Consider the following 25,996-nt stretch of genomic DNA (forward strand, 5'->3'; position numbering starts at 1 on the left):
TGGTCTCGGCGGGCTCGTCGACCGGCCGTCCTTGTCGCCGGCCACCGTGAGGTTCACGGACTGCGGCTGAGCAGGCAGGCGCGAGGACCTTCCCACCCAGAGGTAGAACGTTCCGTCTTGACATCGCGGTGAGAGGCTGAGAGGGTTGGGAGAGATAGAACGTTCGGTCTCGTTGCCTGGAGCTGGCAATCCCAGGCCAAACGGGACGAAGCGTTCGATCTCCCCTACGCCTCCACTGGAAGGGTCACCGTGACCACCATTGCTGCTTCGCCCGGCATCTCCCAGACTGCTTCCGCACTGCGGCGGCTGTACTTCACCCGCTTCGCGTTCGCCATCGTGTGGGCAATCGTGACGATCGCGACCGCCAAGGAGATCAGCCCACTCGCGGTGGTGCTCTTCGTGCTCTACCCGCTGTTCGACGCGGGCGCCGCCGTCTACGACCTTCGCTCGTCGCGCGCCACCGGCTCGCCGGGCCTGCTGTACGTGAACATCGCGGTCAGCCTGATCACCGCCGTCGGCGTCGGTGTCGCCTGCGCGTCCGGCATTCCGGCGGTGCTGCGGGTGTGGGGCGCCTGGGCGATCGTGGCCGGGCTGGTTCAGCTGATCGTGGGCGTCACTCGTCGCAAGATGGGCGGGCAGTGGCCGATGATCATCAGCGGAGGCATCTCGGTGCTGGCCGGCGGGTCCTTCATCGCCGCTGCTTCCGCGGACCACCCGTCGCTGACCAACGCGGCCGGCTACGCCATTCCCGGCGCCATCTTCTTCCTCGTCGCCGCCTTCCGCCTCGGCCGCAGCGCGAAGGGCAACTGACATGACCGTCACCGAGTACGACGTCGTCGTGATCGGCGCGGGCCCGGTCGGGGAGAACGTCGCCGACCGAGTGGTGCGGGGCGGTCTGACGGCCGCGATCGTCGAGCGGGAGTTGGTCGGCGGGGAGTGCTCGTATTGGGCGTGTATGCCGACCAAGGCGTTGCTGCGTAGTGCGTCCGCGTTGCGGGCGGCGCGACAGGTGCCGGGTGCCCGCGAGGCGGTGGCAGGTGACCTGGACGTGGCGGCGGTGCTGGGTCGCCGGGACTCCTTCGCGTCGCATTGGAAGGACGACGGGCAGGTGTCGTGGCTCGAGTCGGCCGGGATCGCCTTGTACCGGGGTCAGGGGCGGATCGGTTCCGCCCAGGTCGTCGAGGTGACCGGTGACGACGGTGTCATGACGAGGTTGACCGCGCGGCACGCGGTGGTCGTCGCGACAGGGAGCAGCGCACTGCTGCCGGATATCCCGGGTCTGCGTGAGGCGGCGCCGTGGACCAGCCGCGAGGCCGCCTCGGCCGGGTCCGTTCCGCGCCGGCTCGCCATCCTCGGTGGTGGAGTGGTGGCGACCGAGATGGCAACCGCGTACTCCGCCCTGGGGTCCGCGGTGACGGTGCTCGCCCGCGACGGTGTGCTGCCGCTGGCGGAGCCGTTCGCCGCCGAACTGGTCACGGAGTCGTTGCGGAAAACCGGTGTGTCGGTACAGCTCGGCGCGGAGGCTGTTTCGGTCAACCGCGACGACAGCGGAAACGTCCACCTCGAGACCGCCGACGGCGAGCGGATCGAGGCCGACGAGGTGCTGGTGGCGATCGGCCGTACGCCGAACACTCAGGACATCGGCCTCGACCGCATCGGGCTGGCGCCGGGTGCCTGGCTGGCGGTCGACGACACCTTGCGCGTCGTCGGCGGCGGGGAGTGGCTGTACGCCGCCGGTGACGTGAACCGGCGGGTGCTGCTGACTCATCAGGGCAAGTATCAGGCGCGCGCGATCGGCGACGTGATTGTGGCCCGGGCCAAGGGAGAGAAGGTCGAGGACGGCGAGTGGGGCCGGCACGCGGCCACGGCGGATGAGCGTGCGGTACCGCAGGTGGTCTTCACCGACCCGGAGATCGCGTCGGTGGGGCTGACCGCGGCCGCGGCCGCGGCGGCCGGACTGCGGATCCGGGTCGTGGACTACGACCTGGGCGCCGTTGCCGGATCTTCCCTGCACGCCGACGGCTACAGGGGCCACGCCCGCATGGTCGTCGACGAGGAGCGGAAGGTGATCGTCGGCTTCACCATCGCCGGCCCGGACGTCGCGGAACTTATCCACGCTGCGACGATCGCCATCGTCGGCGAGGTCCCGCTGGACCGACTGTGGCACGCGATCCCCGCATATCCGACCGTCAACGAGGTTTGGCTGCGGCTGCTGGAAACATACGGCCGCTGACGGTGAACCGAGCGCGCTCGTCCGTCGTGGCTCGCGCCGAGACGAGGCCTGCCGTCCGGTCCGCGCGTCCCTGGTGGTGACCGTTCGGCGGCGCGCGGAGCGGACCACCGCCTGGCTATCGTAGGAGGGCGTCGGCCGCTACGGTCGCGTCCCCGAAGCCCGCGGGCGGATGGAGGCGAGGGGCACGCCGGGAGGGGCCCACACAACCCGCTCGGCGGCCGACTCGTTGGTGTGACAAGGAGCGGGCGGAGGCGAACGATGGCGGGGGGACGCGGTGCCGAACTGCTGCGCCCTCCCGCGAGTTCGGGCCGCGCCACGTTCCTGGAACTCTTCTTCGATCTGGCCTTCGTTGTGGCCCTCACCCGGGTCTCGCAACGATTCGCCGACTTGAGCAATGACACTGGCTGGGCGCTTGTCACAGGGTTCGGTCGTACCCTGCTGCTCTTCTTGGCGCTTTGGCTGATCTGGTCGCACACCACCTGGATCACCAGTCGCTACGAACCAGAGCGATCGATCATCCAGGGCGTCGTGGTCGGCACCATGTTCGCCGGCCTGGTGATGGCGGTGACGCTGCCACGCGCCATGGAAGAGCGAGCGCTGCCGTTCGCGGCGGCATACCTGATGGTGATGGTGGTACGGCCGCTGGTGGTCGCCGCCGCGCTGCGTGGCCATCCGCGACGGCTGGTGCCGTTCCGGCTTGCCGCATGGGCTGCCGCGAGCGCGCCGCTCTGGCTGGCCGGCGCGCTGGGCCCGGACCGACTTCGCCTGCCGCTGTGGGCCGCCGCCCTCGCAGTCGACTACCTCGCCTGGGCCCTGGGATGGCCGCTGCCGCGGCTCGGGGCCTCAGCCGTGAACCGCTGGCGGATCGCTGGGACGCATCTTGCCGACCGTTACCAGCAGATGTTTCTCATCGCACTCGGTGAGTCGATTCTGGTCATCGGAATAGTGTTCAGCGGCACCGATTACTCCGCGGAGCGGGCAGCCGCCTTCGGGGTCGCCTTCGCCACCAGCGCGCTGCTCTGGCGGATCTACTTCCACCGCGCCGGTCTGCTGCTGACCGAGGCGCTGGGGCGGGCGGGTATGCCCGGCCGGCTGGGCACGGCGTCGGAACGGACGCATCTGCTGATCGTGCTCAGCGTGCTCGTCACGTCGGTCGGCTACGAGCTGGTGATCGATGATCCGTACGGGCCACCGCGGCCCAGTTGGCTTCTGTTCGTGGTATTCGGTCCAGTGCTCTTCCTCATCGCCCGCATGCGGTTGGAGTACCTGATCTTCGGCCGGGTCTCGCCATCCCAGATGATCGGCTCGGTGGCGCTGCTGCTGTTCACCCCGGCGTTGGCCCGCTGGGCGCCGATGGTCGGGCTGAGCGTGGTGGCCGGAGTGCTGGCCCTGGTCGCGCTGCTCGACGCGCTGCGGAGCCGGCGACGGCCGCAGGACGTTTCCGCCTCGCCGATCGGGCGGGCTTCATCCGGCAATCGCGACCCCGAGGCGTGACCCGCGCGGCCGTGCACAGCGGCCAGCACCGACGAATCCGCGCCGGCCGGCGAACGCAAGACCGTTGACATCAAGGAAGGGCAAGTTGTCGACGACGCCACACTCGCCAGCATCCTGGAAAACCACGGTCGCCTTGCAGCTGCCCGAAACCGAGAGTCGGGATGCCCCGATCCCTGGTACCACCTCCCGCGTCCCGGTACGTGGACGCGAGGTTGCTTGCGGGCCAATCCAACCGAGCCATCCCAGATGCCGAAGGAGGTTCCCCGCTCAAGGGCTTCACGGCACGCCTTGCCGGCTGCGCTCGCGTCGGCAAGTAGATCAACTCCTCGCGCTCCGTCGACGCGCTGGCGAGCTACCCGGCTCACCAAGCGCGTCGTGCGGGCTTACGCCTCTCTGGCGCGACGACGACGGGTGTTACTTCTCGTCCGTGCCGGAGTTCCCGCTGATTGACTCCTGATAGACGTCGGCGTAGGTGCGCGAGTCCTTGACCAGGTCGTCGCAGAAGGCGGCGACGTCGTTGCCGACGAGTTCCAAAACCCCCTTGCCGGCCGCGGCGCCCTCCTCGAAGAAGTCGACGATCCCGGGGAGCAGGGGCCCATCAGGCAGGTCGATCGGTCCGACCTTGAACAGGTACCTCTGCATCTCCTTGTAGACGATCTGGTAGTCCGGCGGGAGCGCCTTGACCCGAGCCACGTGCGCCCGCCACTGCTTCTTGCCCTCGATGATGTCCTGGATGCCCACGTCAGTCTCCTAGCCGGCCCAATTTTCGTGCGACGTTCCTGTTCAACTGCTCGCGCCACCGGTCGCGATAGGTGCGGGCGCCCTCTCCGCCGGCCAGCGCCGTACAGAAGCCGGGGATGTCGTCGCCGAGCACCTCGTGGATGCTCTGTCCGTCCGCCGATGCCTCTTCGAGCAGCCCCAGGGCGGCGTCGAGGATCGGCATCAGGTTGCGACCGGTGAAGCCCGCGTAGGGGAAGAGGTGGCCGTTGATCTGTTCCCACGCCGCCTGGTATTCGGCCGGCAATGCCTCCGCCCGGGCCTCGAACACCTTCCATTCCCTGGTGAGATCGCTGCCGGTGATGGTCTCCCAGAAGCTCATCTGCCGCCCTCCTTGAGACTGTCGATGCGTGATGAGACGTACTGCCATTTCGCCCAGAACGTCGCGAGTTCCTTGCGCCCGGCGTCGTTGAGCGCGTAGAACTTGCGCGGCGGACCCACCTCGGACGGTCGTTTCGTCACCTGGACGAGTCCGTTCCTCTCCAGTCGCAGCAAGATGGTGTACACCGTCCCCTCGACGACGTCGGCGAAGCCGAACTCGTTCAGCCGGCGCGTGATGGCGTACCCGTAGGTCTCCTCGCGGCCGATGATGTCGAGCACGCAGCCCTCGAGCGTGCCCTTCAGCATCTCCGTCAGGTCGTCCATCGCGGCTCCTCTTCGATCCCCCTGGTACCTCGTACCACCGGGTACTGCTATACAGTAGCACCGAGTACCGCTATGCGGTAGCACCAAGTAGCGCGTCGAAGATCCAGAAAACACTGCATCTCGGCGTACGCCTCGGCCAGCATGCCGATGTCGACCGCGCAGCCACGTAACGTCTCGCAGACGGCCATCGCCTCCAGTTCGCCTGACGGCAGAACACAGCCTTGTTGGTGTCCCGTCCACGTGAGGGTGGCGAAGTTCAGGTCGGCGTGGCGGATGACCTGACGCCGTCCAATTCAGCTGCCGCCGGGCGGGCTGTCACGTCGCCGAAGACGGTATGTGGCAGCGCGGTGGGGTTGAGGTGTGGGCGATTCACCCGGTGCGGACGGCCGGGCTGCGCTCAGGCGCGTTGACGCTCGTCGCGCTGCCGGACGAGTTCCTCGACTGCACTGGGCAGGGTCGTCTCGAAGTCGATCAGCTTCGCCCACGTCGGGGTCACGACGATCCGGACCATGCCGCCGTGGTAGAGCGAACGCACCTCTGCCTCCCACTCGACCCGCTGCTCGGGCGTCATCTCGTAGGTGCTGTTCGTCTTCAGATACTCGTCCGGGATGCCATCGACGAAGTCCAGCTCGGCTCGACCCCGGATGAGCAAGATCTTGGGCGGGTGCACCTCGGTGTCGATCGTCAGGGCGACCATCGGGTTCTCGCCCAAGGCCCGAAGCTTCGGAGCGTTCGTCGTAGTGCACATGACGATCTCCGAACCGGTCCAGGTGAAGCCGATCGGGACGTTCCGCGGTGTGCCGTCCTTGGCGACGTAGGCCAAGCGGGTCACGTCGCGGGCCAACAGTTCCTGACTGATCGGTCGGGTCAGAACCTCGGTGATCTCGTTCGGTTGCACGGTCATCCCTCCTGTCGTGTGTTGTCCGGACGGACCCGTCAGCTGACCTGCTCGGCCAGGCCGACGATGATGCCCTCCGGGCCACGGACGTAACAGAGCCGATGGCTGTCGCCGTACTGGACCAGCTCGCCGACGAGTTCGGCGCCGTGGGTGCGCAGGCGGGCGACGACGTCCTCGATGTCGTCGACGGCGAACATGATGCGACCCATGCCCAGCGTGTTGGCCGGTGCGTTCTTCGGCTCGGCGCTGATCGCCTTCGGCGTGTGGAACTTCGTCAGCTCGACCCGGCCGTGGCCGTCCGGGGTCCGCACGACGGCGATGTCCGCTCGGACGCCGTCCAGCCCGACGAGCCGGTCCACCGATTCACCCTCGACTGTCGTCTCGCCCTCCAGTTCCATGCCGAGTTCGACGAAGAACGCGATAGCAGCCGCAACGTCGTCGACAACGATGAGGACGTTGTCCATCCGCACGATCATGGTCGTACTCCTTCCTTGTCACATGGCAGGTCATGGCCGCTGTGTTCCGGGGACGCAGCCAGCGCCCCATTCTCGACATCGCACGCGTGCCGAGTGTTCCGGGACCTGCGAGCCAACGCGGGAAACCATCGAACACCACGATGATGTGAGCCGACAGCGAGCCGATCGGCCGTCGTAGCTGGGAGTGTGGATCTACCGGAGACCCCTCTGCTCCCGACGTTCGACACCGAGGTGCCGTGAGGCCGGGGCCGGCGCCGTAGACCTTGTCGCCGGACACCCAACCAACCGACGGGACTGCGGCGTCGAGTGCGGCCGCGATCATCTGGCGGGCCCGGGCCGGTTTCGTGGCGAACTCGACCTGGTCGGGGACGCCGGCGGCGGTCCGGGCGTTCGTGCCGGGTCGCCTCGGGTAGGTGGAGCCCGCGGCCGATCAGCGCCTCGCCTGGGGTATGCCGACCCTCAGCCAGCGGGTGCCAGACGTATCCACGGCGCTGTGACATATTGCCCACACCCAGGGCCACCGAATCCGACAGCCGATACCTACAGTCGGGCCATGAGCGCCGACCAAGGTGTGCGGGTCTGGCTCCGCCGGCACGGAGCTGAGCGGATCGCGCATCCCGGGGGCAACCTGTACGCCCACCTATGTCGAGTCAGCGAACGACTCGCCGTGCTTGGCTGCGGCAGTGAAGTGCGAGCCGCGGGCCTTACCCACGCCGTCTACGGCACCGACGGGTTCGACCTCGCCCTGCTTGATCGGGCCGATCGTGCTGTGCTCCGGGATCTCGTCGGTGCCGACGCCGAGGAGCTTGTCTATCTGTATGGCGCCTGCGACCGTAGGCGCAGCTGGCGGGAGCTGGCAGAGACCGGCCAGGTGTTCGACCGCTTCGTACGTCAGGTGAGAACACCGACTGCGGCTCAACTTCGGTCGCTCACGGACCTGAGCATCGTCAACGAACTGGACGTCATCGAGCACGATCCTGCGGTGGCGGACCGGCACGGCGCCTACCTCCGGGAACTGTTCGCCTCTTGGGCTCCACTGGCCTCTGAGCAGGTCATCCACGATGCGCAGCGGGTCTTGCGGCCGTGACGCGCGAACCAGTGGCAGGGCCACGTTCGATACCACGTATCCCCGGTCGCGTACGGGTGCGAGCCGTCTACCCCGGCAGCTTTGATCCCTTCACGGCCGGGCATCTGAATGTCTTGAAGCGGGCCCGCGACCTCTTCGACGACGTGGTCGTGCTCGTCGCGGTCAACAGCATCAAGCATCCGGGCACCGACGAAGAGGAGCGAGCGGCCGCTGTTCGGGCCATTCTGCCGATCGAGTGGACCTCCGTCACCGTTGCGGCCTGGCGTGGGTTGACCTCCACCTACTGCCGTCGCCATGAAGTAGGAGTGATCGTCCGCGGCGTGCGTAACACCACCGACCTCCGTGCCGAATACCAGCTCGCCGCGATGAATCAGTCGCTGGGCGTCCCCACGGTATTTTTGCCTGCGCAGCCCGAACTGGCCGCGGTCTCTTCGACTGCGGTGCGCACGCTGGGGAGGTGACCTTCGTCCCCGCAGCCGTGGACCGGCGGACCTTGGGGAACCCACCAGATAATCCTTCTGTCGTGCTGCTCGCCGTCGCGGACGCTCGACGCGCCGCCAGCCGCCCACCGGAGGCCCCCTCCCCGCCCGCCTTTGCGGGACAGCCCGCGCAAGGTCCACGAGCGGTGACCGGTGGCGGCAGCGATGTCTCCGCGAACAGGGGACATGCCGAGCGCCGGAAGGCGGAGATCCCGACAGAATTCTTCTGGCCTAGCGTCGGATCTGGGACGAGTCGTTCGTAGAACAGGTGAGAGGCGGCCGGAGGAGGCCGCCGGACCGAGGGAGTCATGGGATGCCGCGGTACTTGATCTCGTTCAATGACGGCGCGATGGACCACATCCCCGCCGAGGAGATAGCCGACGTGGCCAAGGCCTCGCACGCGGTGGTCCAGGAGGCCGTGAACGCCGGCGTGTGGGTGTACGGCGGCGGGCTCGAACGCCAGCGGGCGAGCGTCGTAGCCACGGACGGGGTGGTCACCGACGGCCCCTACCCAGAGACCAAGGAGGTCATTGGCGGGTTCTCGGTCGTCGACGTGGCCACACGCGAGGAGGCGCTGGCGTGGGCTGCAAGGATCGCCGCCTCGTGCCGCTGCGCGCAAGAGGTCCGGGAGCTCCTGCCCGACCCCGAACAGGACGCGATGCTCCGCCAGGCCGCCAGGCGGGGCTGATGTCCCGACGACGTGTCATCGAGGAAGAAGTCCGTGGTGGCGGCTGCGCTGCCGAGCACGCGGGGCAGTCCCGCCACTGTCAGTCGAGGTCGAGGTCGAGGTCGAGGTCGAGGTCGAGGTCGAGGTCGAGGTAGGCGGGGTCGTGGTCGGAGCCGTCGCCGCTGATCTGGGTGCGGGTCTGGTAGGTCGTTCAGGTCGCCGGTGACCACGATGCGGCGGGTCTGCTCACGGACCAGCCGCTCGATGCGCGAGACGCTACCGCCACACCCGTCCGGGCGGGCGTCAACCATCAGCAAGCCGCCAATTGCGGATCACGCGCCTGTCCCGGCGCCCCCGAAGGGGTCGGCCATTGGCCGTAGAGTCCGCTATTCGTACGGGTCAGCGGGTGCGGTGACCACCTGCCAAGACTCGACCTGGATGTAGGGGATTTCCTCGTCGTTGATGGGGTCACGTCCGCGTCGGTCCGTGTAGCGGCCGACGACCTGGATCCAGGTGTCGTTGGCGAGGCTGGTAGGGGTGTCTCCGGTCATGCCGAGTTTGACGGGGCGGCCGTCAGCGGCGCAGCAGGAGAGGATGATCCGGGCGAGAATCGGTTGCTTGTCGGGGCCGGGTGTGATGAAGCCGGTGAGTTGGATGCGGCGGTCGCCGATCGACTGGCCGTTGTCGAACATGGCGCGGGCGGCGTAGTCGAAGAGGCTGGTCTTCGCCGGGTCGCCGGCGGGCAGCGGCGGGTACTCGTAGTCCTCGGTAGCGGTCAGTGCGGTGCCGGCCTGACCAGCGGCGTACGAGCCGAGGGCGGGCGGGACGACCATGAGGAGCCCGACGACGGGCAGCAGTAGAAGCCAGGCCACTCGTGGTTCGTGGTGAGAGTGCGCGTGGCCAGTGTCTGGTCGGTCCGCCGGCTCGGCGGTGGCTTCGTCCGCCTCTGTGGGGGCGAAGACGGGTCGGAGTTCGTACCAGAGGGTCATCACGGCGGCGGCGATGAGCACGAGGCTCGCGGCGATGAGGAAGGGGCGCAGTCCTTCCTTGACGTAGCGCAGGTACAGGTCGGTCATGGTGGCGCGCAGGACGGCACCGCCGAAGAGGATCATGACGCAGGCCTGGGCTTGGCGGTTCACAACAGCACCATCCCGGTGAGGGCGGCCACGCCGACCGCGACGGCGAAGGTCGCGGGTGCGAAGCGGGCGGTGAAGCGTCGGCCGAAGATGCCGGCCTGCATGGCGATCAGTTTGAGGTCGACCATGGGACCGACCACCAGGAAGGCGAGCCGGGAGGTGAGCGAGAACTGGGACAGCGACGCGGCGACGAAGGCGTCGGCTTCGGAGCAGATGGACAGCAGCACGGCGAGTGCCGCCAGGGCGAGGACCGAGAGAACCGGCTGGTCGGCGAGGATCTGCAGCCATCGCTCGGGCACCAGGACGTTGATGCTCGCTGCGGCGGCCGCGCCGATTACGAGGAACCCGCCGGCGTGGACGACGTCGTGACGTACGGCTGACCAGAACGCCTGGCCGCGGGGGAGGCTGTCGAGGTCGGGCCGGTGGGGTAGCCGAATCCAGTCGGCACGGCCCAGGCGCAGCCAGAGCCAGCCCATCGCCATGGCGACGATGAGACTGGCGACGGCGCGGCCGACCACCATCTCGGGGTTGTTGGGGAACGCGACCGCGGTGGCGGCGAGCACGATGGGGTTGATCGCCGGGGCGGCGAGCAGGAAGGCCAGTGCGGCGGCGGGGGTCACGCCGCGTCGGATGAGGGATCCGGCAATCGGAACGGCGCCGCATTCGCAGCCGGGCAGGACGACGCCGGCGGCGCTGGCCACGGGAACGGCGAGGGCAGGGTGCCGGGGGAGGGCGCGGGCCCAGAAGGACCGGGGCACGAAGACCGCGATGACCGCGGAGAGCAGGACGCCGAAGACGAGGAACGGGACGGCCTGCACCATCACGGAGACGAAGACCGTCGTCCAGGTCGCGAGGGCTGGCGCGGAGAGCAGATCGGTCAGTTGGCTGCTCATGACGAGCAGGAGGATCAGCAGCGCGGCGAGAACCTCGACCGAGCCGATCCGGTAGGCCGGTGACGCGGTTTCGTTGCGCGGATCGTCCCCCGCGGGACCACGCCGCTCGCCGATCGCCGGGGACGGCCCTGATCGGCCGTCACCGGCTGAGGCCATTCGCTCGGGTGCGGTCACGCTGACTCCGTTCCTGTCCCTCATCGTTCCTGGCAGGCCAACTTCTCGACCTCGGCGCGGGGCAGGCCGAGGGCGGCCGCCCGCCGGTCGATGCGAAGGTGCCTCGCCGGGGAAGAGCCGGCTGCGCGCCGGCCAATTGTATCGGCCGCTCGATGCCTATTTATGTAGGTTCGGGCGGCTTCGAACAGGCGCGGTTGGCCAGAGTGGAGACTGCAGCTCGCGAGGGGCCGGAGCTGCCAGGTGAAGACGCTGGAGCCCGTTCCCTGATCGGGAACGGGCTCCACCATCGGCTGGACGCGGTTAGTTGACGGTGCCGATGTGGACCGCGCCGCGGCCGACGACTGCGCCGTCGGCAGTGACGACGGCGAGCTCACCGAACAGCTCGCGGCCGGCACCCGGAGTGGACTCGGCGGTCACCGTCCCGGTGAGGGTGGCGGTGGCGCCGTGGGGCAGGGCGAGCGCGGTGACCGGGGCGGTGAGCGCACCGAGCGACGGAGCCGAGAACGAGTCCCGGTAGTCGTAGGCGGTGCTGGTGCCCGGACCGTCGACGGCGTACCCGTCGACGACCACCCGGTAGGTGCCCGCCGGCGGGTTGGCGATCGTGACGGCCTCCTCCGAGTCTCCGTCGGCCGCCTGGCCGACCTGCGTGTCGCCGCGGAACACCGTCAGGTCCAGGTCGGCGCCGAGGTTGGCCGTGTTGCCGATGCGCGCGGTGAAGGTCGTGGCGCCCGCCGGCACGTCAACCAGGTACTCCTGCTGCGCGCCCTCGGCGATGGTCGGCCGTTCGGCGTGCACGCTGGACAGGGCGCCGCCCTGACCGGTCACCGCGACCGGACCGTAGGCGTTGGTCAACGTCCAGTTCGCCGAGGTCGGTTGACCTGCGACAACGGTCGGCAACTCGATCACGGACGGCTCGACCGTGACCCCCTGCACCCGCATCTGCAGCTGGAACGGGTTGTTCAGCGCCGGCGAGGTCCGCCGCGACTCCACCTCGATCTCCCAGACCCCGGCAATCGGGTTCTGGTAGTCCCGCTCCTGCGGCTTGCAGGCGGCGGCGTCGGAGAAGTTGGTGTAGCAGGCGGTGCTCGCCGTGGGATCCACCGGAACGCCGTACGGGTTGATGGCGATGAAGCGGGTCTGCGACCCGGTGGCGATGCCGGACAGGTTCACCTGCAGCGCACCCGCCCCCGCCGGGACGGTGACGAAGTACGAGGTGAAGCTGTTGCGCTGCACCGAGCCTTCCGCGGAGGACGAGAAGCTCGGCTTGGAGACGTCGTTGGACGCGACGACGACGGCGGAGACCTCGAAGTCGATCACGGACGTCTTCGGGTCGTCGATGGTCACGATCGTGCCGTGCGCGCCGGTGGACTTCGGCTTGGCGGTGATGCTGATCGTGACGGTCTTGTTCAGCGGCAGGGCGACGGACCTCGGCGCGGAGAAGGTCCCGTCGTTGCCGCGCAGGGCCAGCGTGTGGTTGACGGAACCGGACGGACCACTGGTTCGGGTGACCTTGACCTGGTAGGTCCGGCTCTGGCCGACCTTCTGCCCGCCCTCACCGGATGCGCAGCGGTTGTAAACGCCGGCGCCGCGGTGGGGGTTCGGGACGAACCGGTTGAGTTCGCGGTCGTAGCGGGTGAGGTTCTCCGACAGTTCGGAGCACACCGGGGCGTCGGAGGTGTACGACCGGGTCTCGACGTTCTTGGCGAGCAGCTTCCACGCGCCCGGCACGTTGAACATGCCGTAGCCCTGCGCGTAGGTCGCCACGTCCGCGATCGGCTTCGCGGAGGTGTAGATGGCCCGGCGCAGCGCGGCCGGGGTGACCCCCTTGTCGGTGGCCTTGGCGGCCGAGAGCAGTAGCGCCGCGGCGCCGGTGGCCTGGGGGGAGGCCATCGAGGTGCCGTTGAGCATCTGGTAGCCCGGCGGTAGCGGGTAGCCGGCCTCCGGGACCGGGTTGCCCGGCTGCCAGGTCGGCGCGGTGGAGATCGCCGATCCGGGGGCGGCGATGTTCGGCTTGAAGCCGCCGTCCTCGCGGGGACCGCGGGAGGAGAAGTTGAACAAAGCGTTGTTCTTGCGGACCACCGAGCCGTAGTTGGCCAGCCAGGTGTCCTTGCTGATGTTCGCCGCGACGCTGACCACGTTGTCGGCGACGGACGGGTCGCCGACGGTGTTGACGCCGGGGCCGGAGTTGCCGGCGGAGATGAACATCTGCACCCCGTAGGTGCTGATCAGGTCGTTGTACAGCTGGGCGCGGGCGTTGGAGCCGTCGTTGAGCGTCGGCAGGCCGCCGATGGACATGTTGACCACGTCCACGTGGCGGTTGATGACGAGATCCGCCATGCCGGTCGTCAGCGCCGCGGCGGTGCAGCCACCACCCCAGGAGCACGCACGGGCGGAGACGATCTTCGCGCCGGGCGCGGCACCGTCGAACGCGGCGTTGCCGAGCATGTCGTTGGCGGCGGTGATGCCCGCGACGTGCGTGCCGTGGGTCGACTCGATGATGCCGATGTTGACGTAGTCGGAGGTGCCCGGAACGCCGAGTGGACTGGTGTCGACGTCCTCGCGGTACTCGACCACGAAGGGCATCTGGTCGCGTACGGCGGTGGCCGGGTTGTCGGTGCCGAAGTGCCCGACGTCGAACCGCTCCCGGTACGGGCGCATCAGCGTTTCGTCGGTGAAGCTGTTGTCCTGGTCGACGTCGACCCAGATGTCGTGGGTCTGCGGGTCGTACAGGACGCCCCACACGTCGGTGGTGTCACCGTCGCGGTTGACGTCACCCGCCGGATCGCTCGCGCCGGTGATGGACTCGCGGAAGACGTTGAAGCGGTAGGTGCCGGCGGGGGCCGTCCAGGTGGCGCCGGCGGCGGTGAACGAGGGTCCGCTCACCTCGGTGTTCATCCGCCGCCATGTACCGTCGTTCTCGGTGACCGGGTCTGTCGCGGTGACCCAGTCGACGATCTTCCGCTCGCCGGTGGTGGTCTTCTGCAGCGCCGGCTGGTCCAGGTCGACACCGGAGTCCATGATGCCGATGGTGACCCCGCGGCCGTCCCACTTCGGGTGGGCGGCCTTGAACGCCTCCGCGCCCGTCTCGTTGGTCGGCATGTACGGGTTCACCGCGCCGGTGCCCTTGCCCGGTCCGCCGAGCGTCGTCCCCTGCTTCGCCGCCTTCGCGCCGTGCGGCGCGACGTCGGGGGTCGGGTCTGGCAGCGGGATGGTCTCGTCCAGGTCGACGGCGGCGACGCCGGGCAGCGCGGCGGCCTTGAGGACCTTGGCGGTGGGGACCGTGGCCAGGACGTAACCGATCTGGTCGAAGCGCCGGTTGACCGTCCCACCAAGGGCCTTCACCCCGTTGGCGACGACGTCGGCGTCGCCCTTGTCGGCGGCCACGATCAGCGTCACCGTCGGTTCGTGCTTGGCGGTGGCCTCGGCGAGGAGCCTGGCGTCGTGCGGGCCCAACGCCTCGGCGGGGGTCACCTGCGGAGAATCGGGTGCAGAGGGGGCGGCGGTCGCGGTCGCGGCGCCGCCCGTCACGGTCAGGGCGCCGGCGGCCAGGACCGATCCGAAGAGCGCGGCGAATGTACGCCTGCTCAGGCTGCGGGGTTCACTCACGTTCTCTTTCCTCCAGAGAACAGGGCCCTGTCGATGCAGGGACGCGTGAGCGAAATCCTTGATGGTGTTGGTAGTCGATGTCGATACATGTCTCGACGTTGTAATCTCTCCGTGACGTCACGGTCGGCGAACCGCGTCGCCAGCTCCGGCGCCCGACCGGCGACGCCGTCGCCACTGTCACGAGGAGAGCCGGTCGCGCTCGGCGCCTATTGGCGTCTGTCGATGCTCCGTGTCCTCAACCTCGCAGCCCGAGCCGGACCGGCAGTGAACGCTCGTGTCCGGGTCGCGGGTGCTCGGCGACCCTGCTCGACCGTGGGGGAGCGAAGCGGCGTCGATGGTGCGACCAACGTCGCGACCGACGACGCATAATGGTCCGACCGGCACGGTGCCGGCGTTGCACGCAGTTCGGACGACGGCGGCAGAGATCACGGGAGGGTGGCGCGACGGTGAATCAGGCGATGCCGAATGTGACCCGAAACACCCGGCAGCGCGGCGAGGTGTTGGCGCTGCTGCGAGAGGTCGAGGGCTTCCACACGGCGCAGCAACTGCACCAGATGCTGCTCGCCCGCAACGCGCGGGTCGGCCTGACCACCGTCTACCGGACGCTGCAGTTGCTGGTGGAAGCCGGGGGCATCGACTCCACCCGGCTGCCTGGAGGCGAGCAGCTGTATCGCCGCTGCAGCCAGAGCAAGCACCACCATCACCTCGTCTGCCGCAACTGCGGACGCACCGTCGAGGTCGCCGGGCCGGCGGTGGAGCGGTGGGCGGATCGTGTGGCCGCCGAGCACGGTTTCACCGACGTCGGCCACACGTTGGAGATCTTCGGTATCTGCGCTCAGTGCTCGCGTTGACCCGCCCACTCACGCCGCCGGTGCGCTGACCGATCGTTCACTGTTCCGGCAGGCGGGTGGTGGCGGCGCGTCGCGACGCTGCCTGTCACGCATCGAGCCAGCTTCGGACGTCCCGGCGACGTTGATGACGGATATGAAACCGGTTATCGTTGCGGAGATTCGCCGTGGAGCGTGGTACCTCCGGTGGGCGAATTCGGGACATCGTGGCGGCCTCGGTGTCGAGGCCGCCACGATGGGACCATCGCGGAACCGGTCCGCCGCGCAGCGCCTCGTGGGCCGCGGGCACGCCCTTGCGGCCAACCTCGCCTTTGGGGGCTCCTCATTCAGGGTCCCCCGGGTCGGTCAGGCGGTGACGGAGGCCGGCGTGAGCACCGGTGCGCTGACGCGGAAGTCGGGGTCGATCTGCGTGGTCAGGTCCACCCCCGCGCGGTCGTTGCCCCAGGTGACTGCGTTGCGGCGGTGGAACTCGTGTGCCCAGCGCGCGAATCGGTCCCAGTCCTGCGGGGTAGCGTCGACGCTGTCGACCAACTGGCTCAGCACCGCACGGTTGGCCGGCTCCAGCTCGTGGAGTGGGCCGACCCCGCCCCGCTCGGCGCGGCGTACGTAGCCCGACCGGGACACCCAGGTCAGCAGGTCCGCCCCCACGTGCTCGCGGAGGAACTCGACGTCGGTGGCGTCCTCGACCTTGTTCCCGACCACGGACAGGGCCACCCCGTAGTCGCGGGCGTAGCCCGCGTACTGCCGGTAGACGCCGACGCTGCGCAGCGTGGGCTCGCACACGAGGAAGGTGCGGTCGAACCGGGTGAACAGTCCGGACGCGAACGAGTCCGCGCCCGCGGTCATGTCCACCACCACGTACTCACCCGGCCCGTCGAGCATGTGGTTGAGCATGAGCTCCACCGCCCCGACCTTCGAGTGGTAGCAGGCAACACCGAGGTCCTCGGGGGCGAACTCGCCGGTGACGGCGATTCGCACCGACCCGACCGCGCGAACGCAGGCCGTGTAGATGGGGTTTTCGTCAATGACACGCAGCAGTCGCGAACCAGCCCCTGGCGGCGTGGTCTTCACCATCTCCGCGGCGGAGGCGATGCGCGGATTGCTGCCGCGCAGGTACTCCTTGATCGCGGGCAGATGCTCGCCCAGCGGCGTCATCTCCGCCGCGCTCGAGGCGGACCCACCGAGGGCGACCGCGAGGTGCTGGTTGATGTCGGCGTCGATGGCGAGCACAGGCCGGCCGACCTCGGCGAGGTGGCGGGCGAACAGGGCCGCGAGAGTGGTCTTCCCGCTACCACCCTTGCCGACGAACGCGACCTTCACCGCTCATCCTCCGGAACCATGTTAACGGCAACCGTTTTCATGAGCGATACTGTAGCGGGCGTTCCGGCCGGTCCCGCGGGAAAGCGGTACGTGTCGTCCGAACGGTTCCGTAACCGGTCACTGCGGGGTGGTGGCTGCAAGCGGCTGGTCCACGGGGAAGTCGAGCACCTCCGAGGCGAGCCGGCGGATCGTCCGCACCGTGGCGTTGCGGCCGCCGGCCGCTTCCACCATCAACAGCAGGTGCCGCACGCCCGGCAGCGCCGCGGCCCGGGCGAGTGCCCGCCGGCAGCGGTCAGGTGACCCGATCGGATGGATGCCGACCAGCCGCCCCACGTACGCGTCGAGGTCGCGGGAACCGACCCGGGTGCCGTCCAGGCGGACGTACTCGCGGGTACCCGCGAGGAGCGGGGGCAGGCCGGCGTGCACGACGCGGGCGGCCTCCTCGTCGCTGTCCTCGACCTGCGCCACGTGCGCGCTGGCGTGCGGGATCAATCCGGGATCGTGGTCGTGCAGCATAGCCACCTGGGCGTACCGGTGGAGCAGGTCCGCCTTCTCGTCGGGCCCCGCGTGCAGACCGAGCAGGAGCGGCATGCCGGCGCGGGCGGCGAGCTCGACAGTGGTCGGCGAGGTGGCAGCGATCCAGATCGGGATCCGGCGCCGAGGCCGCGGCACTACCGCTACCGTCCGGAAGGGAAAACGACCGTTTCCGGCCACCGCCGCGGCCCCCGACAACCACCTCGCCATGACCTCCAGCGATTCGCCGAGTCCGGCCTCGAAGCGCTCCAGGCCGGTCCCGAAGACCTCCAGGTCCACCCACGGGCCGCCCCGGCCGACGCCGAGACGGAACCGGCCGCCGGAGAGTTCGTCGAGCAGGACCGACTCCTCGGCCAAGGCGACCGGGTTGCGGTTGGAGAGGATGCAGGCCGCGGTCCCGACGGTGATTCGGCGGGTGGCCCCGAGCAGATGTGCGGCGAAGGCCACGGCGGAGGGGCACACGCCGTAGGAGATGAAGTGGTGTTCGGCGATCCACACCCCGGCATAGCCGGCCTCTTCCGCCGTCCGGCCGTAGTGGTGCGCGTCGGCGAGAGCCTCGGCGTGTGTGGAGCCGGGGCGTTGCCCGGCGAGCAGGAACAGATGCGTCGACGCGCCCTGCTCCGCTCGCCGGGCCGCAGAGGGCTCAGCAGTCACGCAGCTCGGGGGACTGGTTGAGCAGTTGCCCCCGGGTCGAGACGAATCGCCGGTAGGTGTCGCTGTCGACGGCGGCGAGCCGAAACGCCGCGACGCGGTGACAGTTCTGGAAGGCCAACTTCACGCCGAAGTGGCGCTCCAGGCTGGACCGGATCGCGTCGCTGGCCAGCGCGCGCAGCAACTGGCCCCGCTCCGCCTCGGTCGGCGGCGGGATCACGTTGTCGGCGAAGTCGGCGTCGGACGACTTCAGGTCGGCGGCGACGCGGCTGATGGTCTGCCAGGCGTACGGCAGCGAGTCGCGCACGCAGGCGACGAAAGCCTCGTCGTCGATGGGACCGGCTTCGGCGGCCTCGAGCAGGGCTGGCGGCACGGTGAGAGACATGCTCCTCCTCACGCACATTAACGATCACGATTGTCGTTCCCGTTACTGACCGAGCACATCACGTCACGCAGAGCCCGTCAATAGCGCCCCGCGGGGTCGCCGCGGCGGTGTCCGGTCACTCGAGGGCCGGCCGCTGCCCCCTGTGGGCAGCTTTGGTCGCGGGGAACGAAAGTTTGGGCGCCTCGATCGGAACTATCGACGGAGATGACAGAAAGGGTTACTCTCCGAGCCAGCGCCATCGACGGGAGAGCAGGTCATGTCACGTCGCACCGGTAAGCCCTCCTACCTGCTCGACCGACCGGGGCGACAGCAACGCCATCGGATCCGACTCCTGATCGGCGCCGCCACCGCGGTGATCATGTCGGGCGTGATCGGCGGTCTGATCGGCTTTTCGGCGGGACAGCCGACACCCGTCGAGGCGAGCGTCGCCGACATGCGCGAGTCCGAGGCCAAGCGCGACGTTCAGCAGATCATCGAACTGACCGAGGCCGCGCGGCGGACGGGAGACCAGCTCGCGCCGATTCTGCTGGCCATCACGCAGGAGTCGGAAGCGGGACGCGCCCCCGAGGCCTCCCGGGTTCGTGACTGGCAGCAGACGATGAGCCAGTTGACCGAGCAGTACGCAAACCCGCCGTCCGGGATGACTGCGACCAACGTCGCGCGGGGTGGCCTCCGGAGTGCCGTCGAACAGGCGGCCATTGCGGTCGACTCCGTCGCGCTGGCCGCAGTCAGCCCCGCCACCAGCCGAAAGGACCACTTGGCGCTGGCGGCCCGGCAGGCGGCTCTCGCCACGACGACGTGGTCGGTGGCGGCAACCCAGCTCGACCAGATCAACATCGACGCCGGACAGGGCCACCAACACGTGCATCTCGACAACGGTGGGGGACCCGGACACATGTCGCCGGACGGTGAGGCCGAAGGGGCAGGCGGGTAACCGCCAGCGAGCCGGCGACGCGGCGGTGGGCCTGGCCGACAGGGGGCAGCCGAGCCCTGCAGCACGTCGGGACGGCTCAGGTTCTGCGCCGGCGGCAGCAGTCAACGATTGCTGCCGGCGCAGACTGCGCAGATGCCGAAGATCTCCAGGGTGTGGTTGATGTCCGTGAAGCCATGTCGGGCGGCCGTCCGGTCCGCCCAAACCTCGACCGTCGGGCCGGTGACCTCCACAGTGCGCGCACAGAGGCGGCAGATCAGGTGGTGATGGCGGGTGCGGCTGCACCGGCGGAACAGCTGTTCACCGTTGGGCAGTCGCATGCTGTCGATCTCACCGGCTTCGACCAGTGCCTGCAGCGTTCGGTAGACAGTGGTCAGGCCGATCGGCACGCTGCGGGAGCGGAGGTCTGCGTGCAGGCGCTGGGCACTGCGGAACTCGTCGGACTCCTCCAGCAGCGCCCTCACCTCGGCTCGCTGCCGGGTGTTGCGGCCGGCACCGGGTGGCATCTCCGTCATCGCCACGCCCCTCGGGCACACGTGGGCCCTTTCCGGAGGCGTGGCGGCCACCACGCCTCCCGGTCCGCCAGCCAGAGGGCCATGTTCATCGGCGGAAGTAGGTAATGATAACCAGTTTCATGGCGAGTCGCGATGCGGGGTTCGCCGTCGGCGGTCGCCGGAGCGGTGACGGACGTGCGGGGCCGGTCGGCGCGGCGCAGGGGTATGGGCCGCCGCGCCGACCGGATTCATCGCACCGTAGGCACCGTCCTCGCAGCAGTGGCCGGGAGGCAGGTGCTCAGGGTGCGCCGGGGCGGATCAGTCAAGGACGTCGAAGGTGAAGGTCTTGGCGCCGGAGCTGACAGTGGTGCCGTCAGCGGCGAGTTTGCCGGTGACTTCGAAGGTGATGGCGTAGGTGCCGGCGGCGTCGAAGCCCCAATTGACATGGGCGTGGGTGTTGCGATTGACGGTGAGGGTGTCAGGCAGGCCGTTTCCGCTGTCGAACAGCACGCTCGGAGTGCCGCCGGAGACGGTGTAGATGCTGAAGCCGGCCGGGCCGGACACGCTGGTGAGCTTGAACGTGACCCGATTGTTCTGGAAGACCCCGATGGGCACCTCGGTGGTGTTCCAGCCGGCCCAGAGCAGGCCGGCGCTGCTGGACTGCGGCAGAACCCAGGCCTGGCCCCCGGTGCCGAGGAACGACCAGGCAGCTCCGGACGGCACGGTGGTCTTTGCGATGGCGGGTACCCGGAAGATCACGTCGGCTGGATTGCGTTCGACGTCGGTGCCGCCGGTGCCGTCGAGGACATTGACGGTGAGCGCACCAGCGCCATGGTCGACATCGATGACGTCGACGTGGCCGCTGGAGAGCACCACCGGAGCGGCGGTGACGGGCGCCGTGGTGCCGAGGAGCAGCGCGGCGGTCAGGGCGACGCCGGCGAGAAGCTGGTTGCGGGCACGCACCATGCTCATGCCTTCACCGTGAAGTGGAGGGTGGCCGGCGCGGAGGTGACCTGCTGGCCCGTGGCCGCCAGAACGCCGGTGGCCCGGACGGTCACCCGGTACTTTCCGGCCTCGTCGAACGCCCAGTTGGCATGTGTGTGGTCACCGGCCGTCAGGCTGACGGAGTCGGGCAGGCCGTCACCGCTGTCGGCCAGGACGCTCGGTTGGCCGACCGCGTTCTCGGTGTAGATGGCGAGTTGGCCGGGGCCGGCGACTGAGCGGACGGACAGCGTCAGCGAGTCGCCGGCGAAGACGCCGGATTCGATCTCCTCGGCGGCGATGCCCGGCCAGATCAGATTGGGGTTCTGAATCTCCGGCAGGATCCACACCTTGGAGACGCCTGGGGTGCCGAGGAACGCGAAGGCAGGGTCCGCGGGGACGGAGACCTTGGCCTGACGGGTGACGACCAGCTTCACTTCGTCACTGCCGTACTCGACGTCGTCGTCCTCGTCGTGGACGCCGATCTCCAGCATGCCGGCCTCGTAGGCCACGTCGACGACGTCGAGGTGGCCGGAGCGGAACACCACGGGGGACGTGGTGGCGGCTTGCGCGGGCAGGGCGGTTGCGGCCAGTGCCACGCCCAGAGCGCCCGATGCCAGCAGGTGGCGCAGGGTTCTACGCACGAAGGGGCTCCTCTCTCGCAACGATCCCCAGTGGATCGACGCCTTATGAAAACGATACCCGTTTCGGATAACGTACGACAGGGATGGCGAGGGGTCGTGCTGGGGTTGTCGCGCCCGGTGGGCGGTTGTCCCCGATCCGCCGCGTGGCGTGCTCGACCGCGCGCCTCCGCTCGCGGCTCCGTTGAGCTGCCCGGTTCGCCATCGGGGCCCCTGGCCGAGTATGAAAACGAGAACCATTATCATTTGGATAATCTCGGATAAGGAGACTCCTCATGGCCGTACCCAAGCGCCGAACGTCCCGATCCAACACCCGCCACCGTCGGGCCCAGTGGAAGGCGACCGTCCCACCTACCGTCCCCTGCCCCTGCCCCCGCAAGGAACGGGTGGTTCCGCACCGCGTCTGCGCCCACTGCGGCCTGTACAACGGCCGACAGGTGGTGGCCGCACCGTGACCGACCGCCTGCCGGTCACGGTGCTCTCCGGTTTCCTCGGCGCCGGCAAGACCAGCCTGCTCAACCACGTCCTCGCCAACCGCGACGGGCTGCGCGTCGCGGTGATCGTCAACGACATGAGCGAGGTCAACATCGACGGCTCGCTGGTCCGCGACGGCGGCGCGCTGTCACGAACGGAGGAACGGCTGGTCGAGCTGACCAACGGCTGCATTTGCTGCACCCTGCGCGACGACCTGCTCGACGAAGTCATCAGGCTGGCCCGTCTGGGTCGCTTCGACTACCTGCTGATCGAGTCCAGCGGCATCTCCGAGCCGATGCCGGTGGCCGCCACCTTCGCCTTCGGCTTGGACGACGGGCAGGTGCTCGACGACCTCGCCCGACTCGACACCACCGTCACCGTCGTGGACGCCGCCGGTGCACTGGCGCAGATCAAGGCAGGGCAGTCCCTCGAAGACCGGGGACTGTCGGCCTACGACGGCGACGATCGCACCATCGCCGACCTGGTGATCGACCAGATTGAGTTCGCCGACGTCATCGTGGTCAACAAGACCGACCTGGTCGACGCCGAGGACCTGCAGAGGGTCGAGGCGCTGATCAGTCGGCTGAACCCGGGCGCCCGTCAGATACGGGCAACATACGGCCAGGTGTCGCCCGCGGACATCATGCACACCGGCCGCTTCGACCTCCACCGTGCGGAAACCGCGCCGGGCTGGGTCGCGGAACTCAACGGCGAACACGTTCCGGAAACGGTCGAGTACGGCATCTCCAGCATCGTCTTCCGCGACCACCGGCCGTTCCATCCCCAACGACTGTGGGATCTGCTCACCGGTCGGCTGGAGGAGTTCGGCGTCGTCCGCTCCAAGGGCTTCCTCTGGCTCGCGAGCCGCCCGGACGTCCAGGCGCTGTGGTCGCAGGCCGGCCCGTCGGGCCGGTGCGACCCGGTGGGCGTTCCGGTGGCGGCGTCCGGCGAGTGGCCGGACGACCCGCAGGATCGCGACGAGCTTCGCGCCCGTTGGCATCCGGACTTCGGCGACCGGCAGCAGGAGCTCGTTCTCATCGGGGTCGATCTCGCCGCCGACGGGCTCCGTGCGGTGCTGCACCGGTGCCTGCTCACCGACGCGGAACTCGCCGCCGGCCACCATGTCTGGCGGCAGCTGCCGGATCCGTTCCCCGACTGGGATCTCGGTGACGCGCACGAGCACGAGCGCCGTGTCGTCGGCCCGTCTCCTGCGGGTGGCGCTGCCGACGGGCGTTGACCGAGCGACCCAGGCGTCGAGGCCACCATCCCGGCGGCCGTCCGGGCAGTCGGAAGGGGCCACCGCGCCGCCGGGACCACGCTCTTGGCGGCACACCCGCGGCGGCGCGGCGCCCGGCCCCGACCGTGGGCCGGGCGGCCGAGCCGACCAGCCCACGGTCGACCGTCAGGTACCAGGCCCACTCGCGCCGGCGGTGTCGTGCGGCTGCGCCGCCCGCCGGGTTCGGACGACGGTAACTCCTGGGCTCACCCGTTGCTCCTGGGTGCGCGGCGGGAGTACTTGTTGCGGAACTTCTCGACCCGGCCGGCGGTGTCGAGCAGGCGCTGCTTGCCCGTCCAGAACGGGTGACTGGCAGAGGAGATCTGGACATCGATGACGGGGTAGGTGTTGCCGTCGGTCCACTCGATCGTTTGGTCGCTCGCGGCGGTGGAGCGGGTGAGGAAGGCGAAGTCGGCGCCCTTGTCGCGGTAGACGACGGGCCGGTACTCGGGGTGGATCCCGGGCTTCATACGGGCTGGGCTCCTTCGGTGTCGGTGTCGGTGTCGGTGTCGGTGTCGGTGTCGTCGGTGTTCGCCAGTTCCTCGGTCCCGAGGGGAAAGCAGCCGGCGAACGGGTCGGGGTAGGCGCGCCAGGTCTCCTCGCCGTCGGCGAGCTCGGCGTCGGTGAGCAGGCAGTCGGTGAGCGTGCGGTGCAGCGCGACGGGGTCGACGTCGAGGCCGATGAAGACCAGGTGCTGGTGCCGGTCGCCGTAGTAGGGGTCCCACTCCAGGGCTGCGGCGAGCCGGCGCTGGTCACAGACGTGCTCCCACCGGTCCTGGGGAAGGCTGACCAGCCAGTGCCCGAGGGAGCCCATCGCCAGGCCACCACCGGCGAACTCCCACGCGACCACGGTGTCCGGCTGGCTGGCGAGCCAGAGATGGCCGCGCGAACGGATCATCTCGGCGTTGAGGTCCTCCAGGACGTTGTGCAGCCGCCGGGGGTGGAAGGGACGGCGGGCGCGGAAGACGGTGGAGACCACCCCACAGTCGGCCTCCGGCTCGTGCGCGCCCAGGGCGTAGCCCTGCAGGCCTCGGGCGAGGACCCCGGGGGTCTCCGGTCGATGCCGGTGGGTGTGGCGCAGTTGGCGGGTGAGTGCGGCGGCATCGACGAGGTCGTCGTCGACGCGGAAGTGTGCCGCCCACGGGGCCATGCGCTCCAGCAGCACCGTCAACCTGCTGGTGTCGAACGCCCCCTCGCGGGATTGCCCCCAGAGGACCAGGGTGTCCGCGTACTCGATCTGGCGCACCACCACGTCTGCCAACGCCCGGTGGTCTTCCTCGGCTGCGAGGATGCCGAGCGTGTGCAGGTCGTCGGTGCTGGCGAGGGCGTCGAGCAGGTGCTCGGCGTCGAGGACGGTGACGTAGGAGTCGACGCGGATCAGGTCGGTGACCGGGGCGCCGTCGACGAGGCAGTAGGCGCAGGCCGCGGCGACCGCTTCCGGTTCCACCACCTCCGGCAGCATGAGCAGGAGGTCCTGGCCGGGGTTGCTGCGGGCGAGTCGGACGAGGGTGGGCAGTACATCCTCGCGCAAGGTGCAGGAGATGCAGCCGTGCCTCAGGTCGACCTGTTCGTCCTCGACGATGCCAGTGCCGGTACGGATCACCCGGCGGATTACACCGTCCCGGATTCCGGTGAGGTCGTGGCGCACCAGCAGCAACGACGGATCGGCGGCGAGCAGCGTACGGGCGACGGCGAAGGTCGCGGCAGGCCAGAAGCCGGACAGCACGGTCAGTGACGGGCGGGTATCGGCGTCGGCTGTCACGGTGTGGGCCGGGGCCTGTGGTGACGACGACATGGTGTTCCTCTCGACGTAACTGAAAACGATTGTCATTCTAAGCAGATGGAAGCTGTCGAAGCGAGCGGCGGTCCCCGGTCGAGACCAGGTCGGTCGTCGCGCCGCCCTACACCAGACCGCGCAGCGTGACGTCCGTATCCGCCGATCTGCGCGTCAAGGCCGGCGCGGATGTTCCGGTGATGGCGACGATTCGCGGTGCCGGCTACCGCCTCGCCCCCGACTGCTCCGTGCAGATCGTTCGCGACCCCGGCGTGGGTCTGACCAAACGGGTGATGTAAAACTGAAAACCGTTGTCGTTATCGTTAGACCGTGAGGAGGAACGGCCACTGTGTCCAGACGTTGTGACGTCACCGGCGCGCAGCCGAGTTTCGGCAACGCCGTGTCCCATTCCCACCGACGCACCCGGCGCCGGTGGAACCCGAACCTGCAGAACCACCGCTACTGGCTGCCGTCCGAGCGGCGGTGGGTCAGTCTCACCCTGACCGCAAAGGCACTGAAGACCGTGGACCGCAAGGGCATCGAGAAGGTGGTCGCCGAACTACGCGGACGGGGAGTGAAGCTCTGATGGCCCGCCAGACCGACGTACGCCCGATCGTGCGGCTGCGCAGCACTGCGGGAACCGGCTACACCTACGTGACCCGCAAGAACCGGCGCAACGATCCCGACCGCCTTGTCCTGCGCAAGTACGACCCGATCGTTCGCCGGCACGTCGAGTTCCGCGAGGCGCGCTGATGGCGCGCACGAGCCTCGGCAACCGGCAGGCGTGTCGCGAAAAGTTAGTCGCCCGACACGCGGGGACGAGAGCCGAGCTGAAGCGGCTGATCAGGCATCCCGATACCGATCCCGAGGTCCGCGCCGAGGCGGTCCGCCGGCTCAGCCGGCTGCCGCGCGACTCGAGCCCAGTCCGACTGCGTTCCCGCGACCAGATCGACGGCCGCCCACGTGGCGTGTTGACCCGGTTCGGGTTGTCCAGGGTGCGGTTTCGGGAGCTGGCCCTGCGGGGCGAGCTACCCGGGATCCGCAAGGCCTCCTGGTGACCTCGGCGATCACCGTGCCTCGCGGGACAGGACCCGTGCAAGGACGGCCACATGTACCACCGCG

General features: G+C 69.1%; 30 protein-coding genes. 14 read left to right on the plus strand and 16 right to left on the minus strand.

The window, feature by feature from the left end:
- The first annotated feature begins 249 nt into the window (after positions 1-249).
- The 3 genes from O7603_RS31840 to O7603_RS31850 all read left to right on the plus strand — a co-directional run bounded on the left by O7603_RS31840 (position 250) and on the right by O7603_RS31850 (position 3,727).
- A complete protein-coding gene (locus O7603_RS31840; protein WP_281573407.1) occupies positions 250-810 on the plus strand; it encodes a hypothetical protein in 561 nt (186 codons plus the stop codon).
- Between the two features lies 1 nt (position 811).
- A complete protein-coding gene (locus tag O7603_RS31845; protein WP_281573408.1) occupies positions 812-2,233 on the plus strand; it encodes an NAD(P)/FAD-dependent oxidoreductase in 1,422 nt (473 codons plus the stop codon).
- Positions 2,234-2,491: 258 nt separating this feature from the next.
- On the plus strand, positions 2,492-3,727 hold the full coding sequence (locus O7603_RS31850) for a low temperature requirement protein A (protein WP_281573409.1): 1,236 nt from the start codon (positions 2,492-2,494) through the stop codon (positions 3,725-3,727).
- A gap of 414 nt (positions 3,728-4,141) precedes the next feature.
- Here the strand turns inward: O7603_RS31850 and O7603_RS31855 are convergent, their stop codons facing one another.
- The 5 genes from O7603_RS31855 to O7603_RS31875 form a co-directional block, all read right to left on the minus strand.
- Positions 4,142-4,468 carry a DUF1048 domain-containing protein gene (locus O7603_RS31855; protein WP_281573410.1) on the minus strand — a complete coding sequence of 109 codons (327 nt, stop codon included), beginning with the start codon at positions 4,466-4,468 and terminating at the stop codon, positions 4,142-4,144.
- Position 4,469: 1 nt separating this feature from the next.
- Complete coding sequence (locus O7603_RS31860) at positions 4,470-4,826, minus strand: DUF1048 domain-containing protein (protein ID WP_281573411.1); 357 nt, start codon at positions 4,824-4,826, stop codon at positions 4,470-4,472.
- Positions 4,823-5,149: a PadR family transcriptional regulator gene (locus O7603_RS31865; protein WP_281573412.1), complete on the minus strand. Its 327-nt coding sequence runs from the start codon at positions 5,147-5,149 to the stop codon at positions 4,823-4,825. Before O7603_RS31865 ends, O7603_RS31860 begins: the two co-directional genes overlap by 4 nt.
- 397 nt (positions 5,150-5,546) lie before the next feature.
- Positions 5,547-6,053, minus strand: a complete 507-nt coding sequence (locus O7603_RS31870; protein ID WP_281573413.1) for a pyridoxamine 5'-phosphate oxidase family protein — start codon at positions 6,051-6,053, stop codon at positions 5,547-5,549.
- 32 nt (positions 6,054-6,085) lie between these two features.
- Positions 6,086-6,523, minus strand: coding sequence for a VOC family protein (locus O7603_RS31875; protein ID WP_281573414.1), 438 nt, complete (start codon positions 6,521-6,523; stop codon positions 6,086-6,088).
- A 553-nt stretch (positions 6,524-7,076) separates the two neighbouring features.
- On the opposite strand from O7603_RS31875, the gene O7603_RS31880 reads away from it, so the two are divergent.
- The 3 genes from O7603_RS31880 (at position 7,077) to O7603_RS31890 (ending at position 8,777) form a co-directional block, all read left to right on the plus strand.
- Positions 7,077-7,610, plus strand: a complete 534-nt coding sequence (locus O7603_RS31880; RefSeq protein WP_281573415.1) for a DUF6817 domain-containing protein — start codon at positions 7,077-7,079, stop codon at positions 7,608-7,610.
- Between the two features lie 56 nt (positions 7,611-7,666).
- Positions 7,667-8,071 carry a pantetheine-phosphate adenylyltransferase gene (gene coaD / locus O7603_RS31885; protein ID WP_281573416.1) on the plus strand — a complete coding sequence of 135 codons (405 nt, stop codon included), beginning with the start codon at positions 7,667-7,669 and terminating at the stop codon, positions 8,069-8,071.
- A 331-nt stretch (positions 8,072-8,402) separates the two neighbouring features.
- Entirely contained in the window at positions 8,403-8,777 is a 375-nt protein-coding gene (locus O7603_RS31890; RefSeq protein WP_281573417.1) for a YciI family protein, read from the plus strand.
- A 365-nt stretch (positions 8,778-9,142) separates the two neighbouring features.
- Here the strand turns inward: O7603_RS31890 and O7603_RS31895 are convergent, their stop codons facing one another.
- From O7603_RS31895 to O7603_RS31905, 3 genes are all read right to left on the minus strand, one after another.
- Positions 9,143-9,895, minus strand: coding sequence for a TIGR03943 family protein (locus O7603_RS31895; protein WP_281573418.1), 753 nt, complete (start codon positions 9,893-9,895; stop codon positions 9,143-9,145).
- A complete protein-coding gene (locus tag O7603_RS31900) occupies positions 9,892-10,959 on the minus strand; it encodes a permease (RefSeq protein ID WP_281573419.1) in 1,068 nt (355 codons plus the stop codon). The genes O7603_RS31895 and O7603_RS31900 overlap by 4 nt, the downstream gene beginning before the upstream one ends.
- A gap of 300 nt (positions 10,960-11,259) precedes the next feature.
- Positions 11,260-14,565 (minus strand): S8 family serine peptidase, encoded by a 3,306-nt coding sequence (locus O7603_RS31905; RefSeq protein WP_281573420.1) that lies wholly within the window; start codon positions 14,563-14,565, stop codon positions 11,260-11,262.
- Positions 14,566-15,023: 458 nt separating this feature from the next.
- On the opposite strand from O7603_RS31905, the gene O7603_RS31910 reads away from it, so the two are divergent.
- A complete protein-coding gene (locus O7603_RS31910) occupies positions 15,024-15,416 on the plus strand; it encodes a transcriptional repressor (protein ID WP_281576895.1) in 393 nt (130 codons plus the stop codon).
- Positions 15,417-15,758: 342 nt separating this feature from the next.
- Here O7603_RS31910 and O7603_RS31915 read toward each other — a convergent pair whose 3' ends face one another.
- The 3 genes from O7603_RS31915 to O7603_RS31925 form a co-directional block, all read right to left on the minus strand.
- Positions 15,759-16,733 (minus strand): AAA family ATPase, encoded by a 975-nt coding sequence (locus O7603_RS31915; protein WP_281573421.1) that lies wholly within the window; start codon positions 16,731-16,733, stop codon positions 15,759-15,761.
- A gap of 117 nt (positions 16,734-16,850) precedes the next feature.
- Positions 16,851-17,921: an LLM class flavin-dependent oxidoreductase gene (locus O7603_RS31920; protein WP_281573422.1), complete on the minus strand. Its 1,071-nt coding sequence runs from the start codon at positions 17,919-17,921 to the stop codon at positions 16,851-16,853.
- Entirely contained in the window at positions 17,911-18,303 is a 393-nt protein-coding gene (locus tag O7603_RS31925; RefSeq protein ID WP_281573423.1) for an SCO5389 family protein, read from the minus strand. Before O7603_RS31925 ends, O7603_RS31920 begins: the two co-directional genes overlap by 11 nt.
- 256 nt (positions 18,304-18,559) lie before the next feature.
- Between O7603_RS31925 and O7603_RS31930 the strand changes: the two genes are divergently transcribed.
- Entirely contained in the window at positions 18,560-19,237 is a 678-nt protein-coding gene (locus O7603_RS31930; RefSeq protein WP_281573424.1) for a hypothetical protein, read from the plus strand.
- Between the two features lie 101 nt (positions 19,238-19,338).
- On the opposite strand, the gene O7603_RS31935 is transcribed toward O7603_RS31930, so the two are convergent.
- The 3 genes from O7603_RS31935 to O7603_RS31945 all read right to left on the minus strand — a co-directional run bounded on the left by O7603_RS31935 (position 19,339) and on the right by O7603_RS31945 (position 21,353).
- Entirely contained in the window at positions 19,339-19,749 is a 411-nt protein-coding gene (locus tag O7603_RS31935) for a transcriptional repressor (protein WP_281573425.1), read from the minus strand.
- A 297-nt stretch (positions 19,750-20,046) separates the two neighbouring features.
- Positions 20,047-20,700 carry a choice-of-anchor M domain-containing protein gene (locus tag O7603_RS31940; protein ID WP_281573426.1) on the minus strand — a complete coding sequence of 218 codons (654 nt, stop codon included), beginning with the start codon at positions 20,698-20,700 and terminating at the stop codon, positions 20,047-20,049.
- Positions 20,697-21,353: a choice-of-anchor M domain-containing protein gene (locus O7603_RS31945; protein WP_281573427.1), complete on the minus strand. Its 657-nt coding sequence runs from the start codon at positions 21,351-21,353 to the stop codon at positions 20,697-20,699. The genes O7603_RS31940 and O7603_RS31945 overlap by 4 nt, the downstream gene beginning before the upstream one ends.
- 272 nt (positions 21,354-21,625) lie before the next feature.
- On the opposite strand from O7603_RS31945, the gene rpmF reads away from it, so the two are divergent.
- On the plus strand, positions 21,626-21,805 hold the full coding sequence (gene rpmF, locus O7603_RS31950; protein WP_281573428.1) for a 50S ribosomal protein L32: 180 nt from the start codon (positions 21,626-21,628) through the stop codon (positions 21,803-21,805).
- Positions 21,802-23,061 (plus strand): GTP-binding protein, encoded by a 1,260-nt coding sequence (locus O7603_RS31955; protein ID WP_281573429.1) that lies wholly within the window; start codon positions 21,802-21,804, stop codon positions 23,059-23,061. The genes rpmF and O7603_RS31955 overlap by 4 nt, the downstream gene beginning before the upstream one ends.
- Before the next feature lie 245 nt (positions 23,062-23,306).
- Here O7603_RS31955 and O7603_RS31960 read toward each other — a convergent pair whose 3' ends face one another.
- Both O7603_RS31960 and O7603_RS31965 read right to left on the minus strand, forming a co-directional pair.
- On the minus strand, positions 23,307-23,570 hold the full coding sequence (locus O7603_RS31960; protein WP_281573430.1) for a type B 50S ribosomal protein L31: 264 nt from the start codon (positions 23,568-23,570) through the stop codon (positions 23,307-23,309).
- Positions 23,567-24,895: a GTP-binding protein gene (locus tag O7603_RS31965; protein ID WP_281573431.1), complete on the minus strand. Its 1,329-nt coding sequence runs from the start codon at positions 24,893-24,895 to the stop codon at positions 23,567-23,569. The genes O7603_RS31960 and O7603_RS31965 overlap by 4 nt, the downstream gene beginning before the upstream one ends.
- A 125-nt stretch (positions 24,896-25,020) precedes the next feature.
- Between O7603_RS31965 and O7603_RS31970 the strand changes: the two genes are divergently transcribed.
- Genes O7603_RS31970 through rpsN form a run of 4 tightly spaced genes read left to right on the plus strand, consistent with a single transcriptional unit; the run spans position 25,021 to position 25,932 of the window.
- Positions 25,021-25,173 carry a hypothetical protein gene (locus tag O7603_RS31970; protein ID WP_281573432.1) on the plus strand — a complete coding sequence of 51 codons (153 nt, stop codon included), beginning with the start codon at positions 25,021-25,023 and terminating at the stop codon, positions 25,171-25,173.
- 50 nt (positions 25,174-25,223) lie between these two features.
- On the plus strand, positions 25,224-25,460 hold the full coding sequence (rpmB, locus tag O7603_RS31975) for a 50S ribosomal protein L28 (RefSeq protein ID WP_281573433.1): 237 nt from the start codon (positions 25,224-25,226) through the stop codon (positions 25,458-25,460).
- Positions 25,460-25,627 (plus strand): 50S ribosomal protein L33, encoded by a 168-nt coding sequence (gene rpmG, locus O7603_RS31980; protein ID WP_095565727.1) that lies wholly within the window; start codon positions 25,460-25,462, stop codon positions 25,625-25,627. The genes rpmB and rpmG overlap by 1 nt, the downstream gene beginning before the upstream one ends.
- A complete protein-coding gene (gene rpsN, locus O7603_RS31985) occupies positions 25,627-25,932 on the plus strand; it encodes a 30S ribosomal protein S14 (protein ID WP_281573434.1) in 306 nt (101 codons plus the stop codon). Before rpmG ends, rpsN begins: the two co-directional genes overlap by 1 nt.
- Positions 25,933-25,996 lie beyond the last annotated feature (64 nt).

The organism is Micromonospora sp. WMMD812 (assembly GCF_027497215.1).
In the GTDB taxonomy this organism is placed as follows: domain Bacteria; phylum Actinomycetota; class Actinomycetes; order Mycobacteriales; family Micromonosporaceae; genus Micromonospora.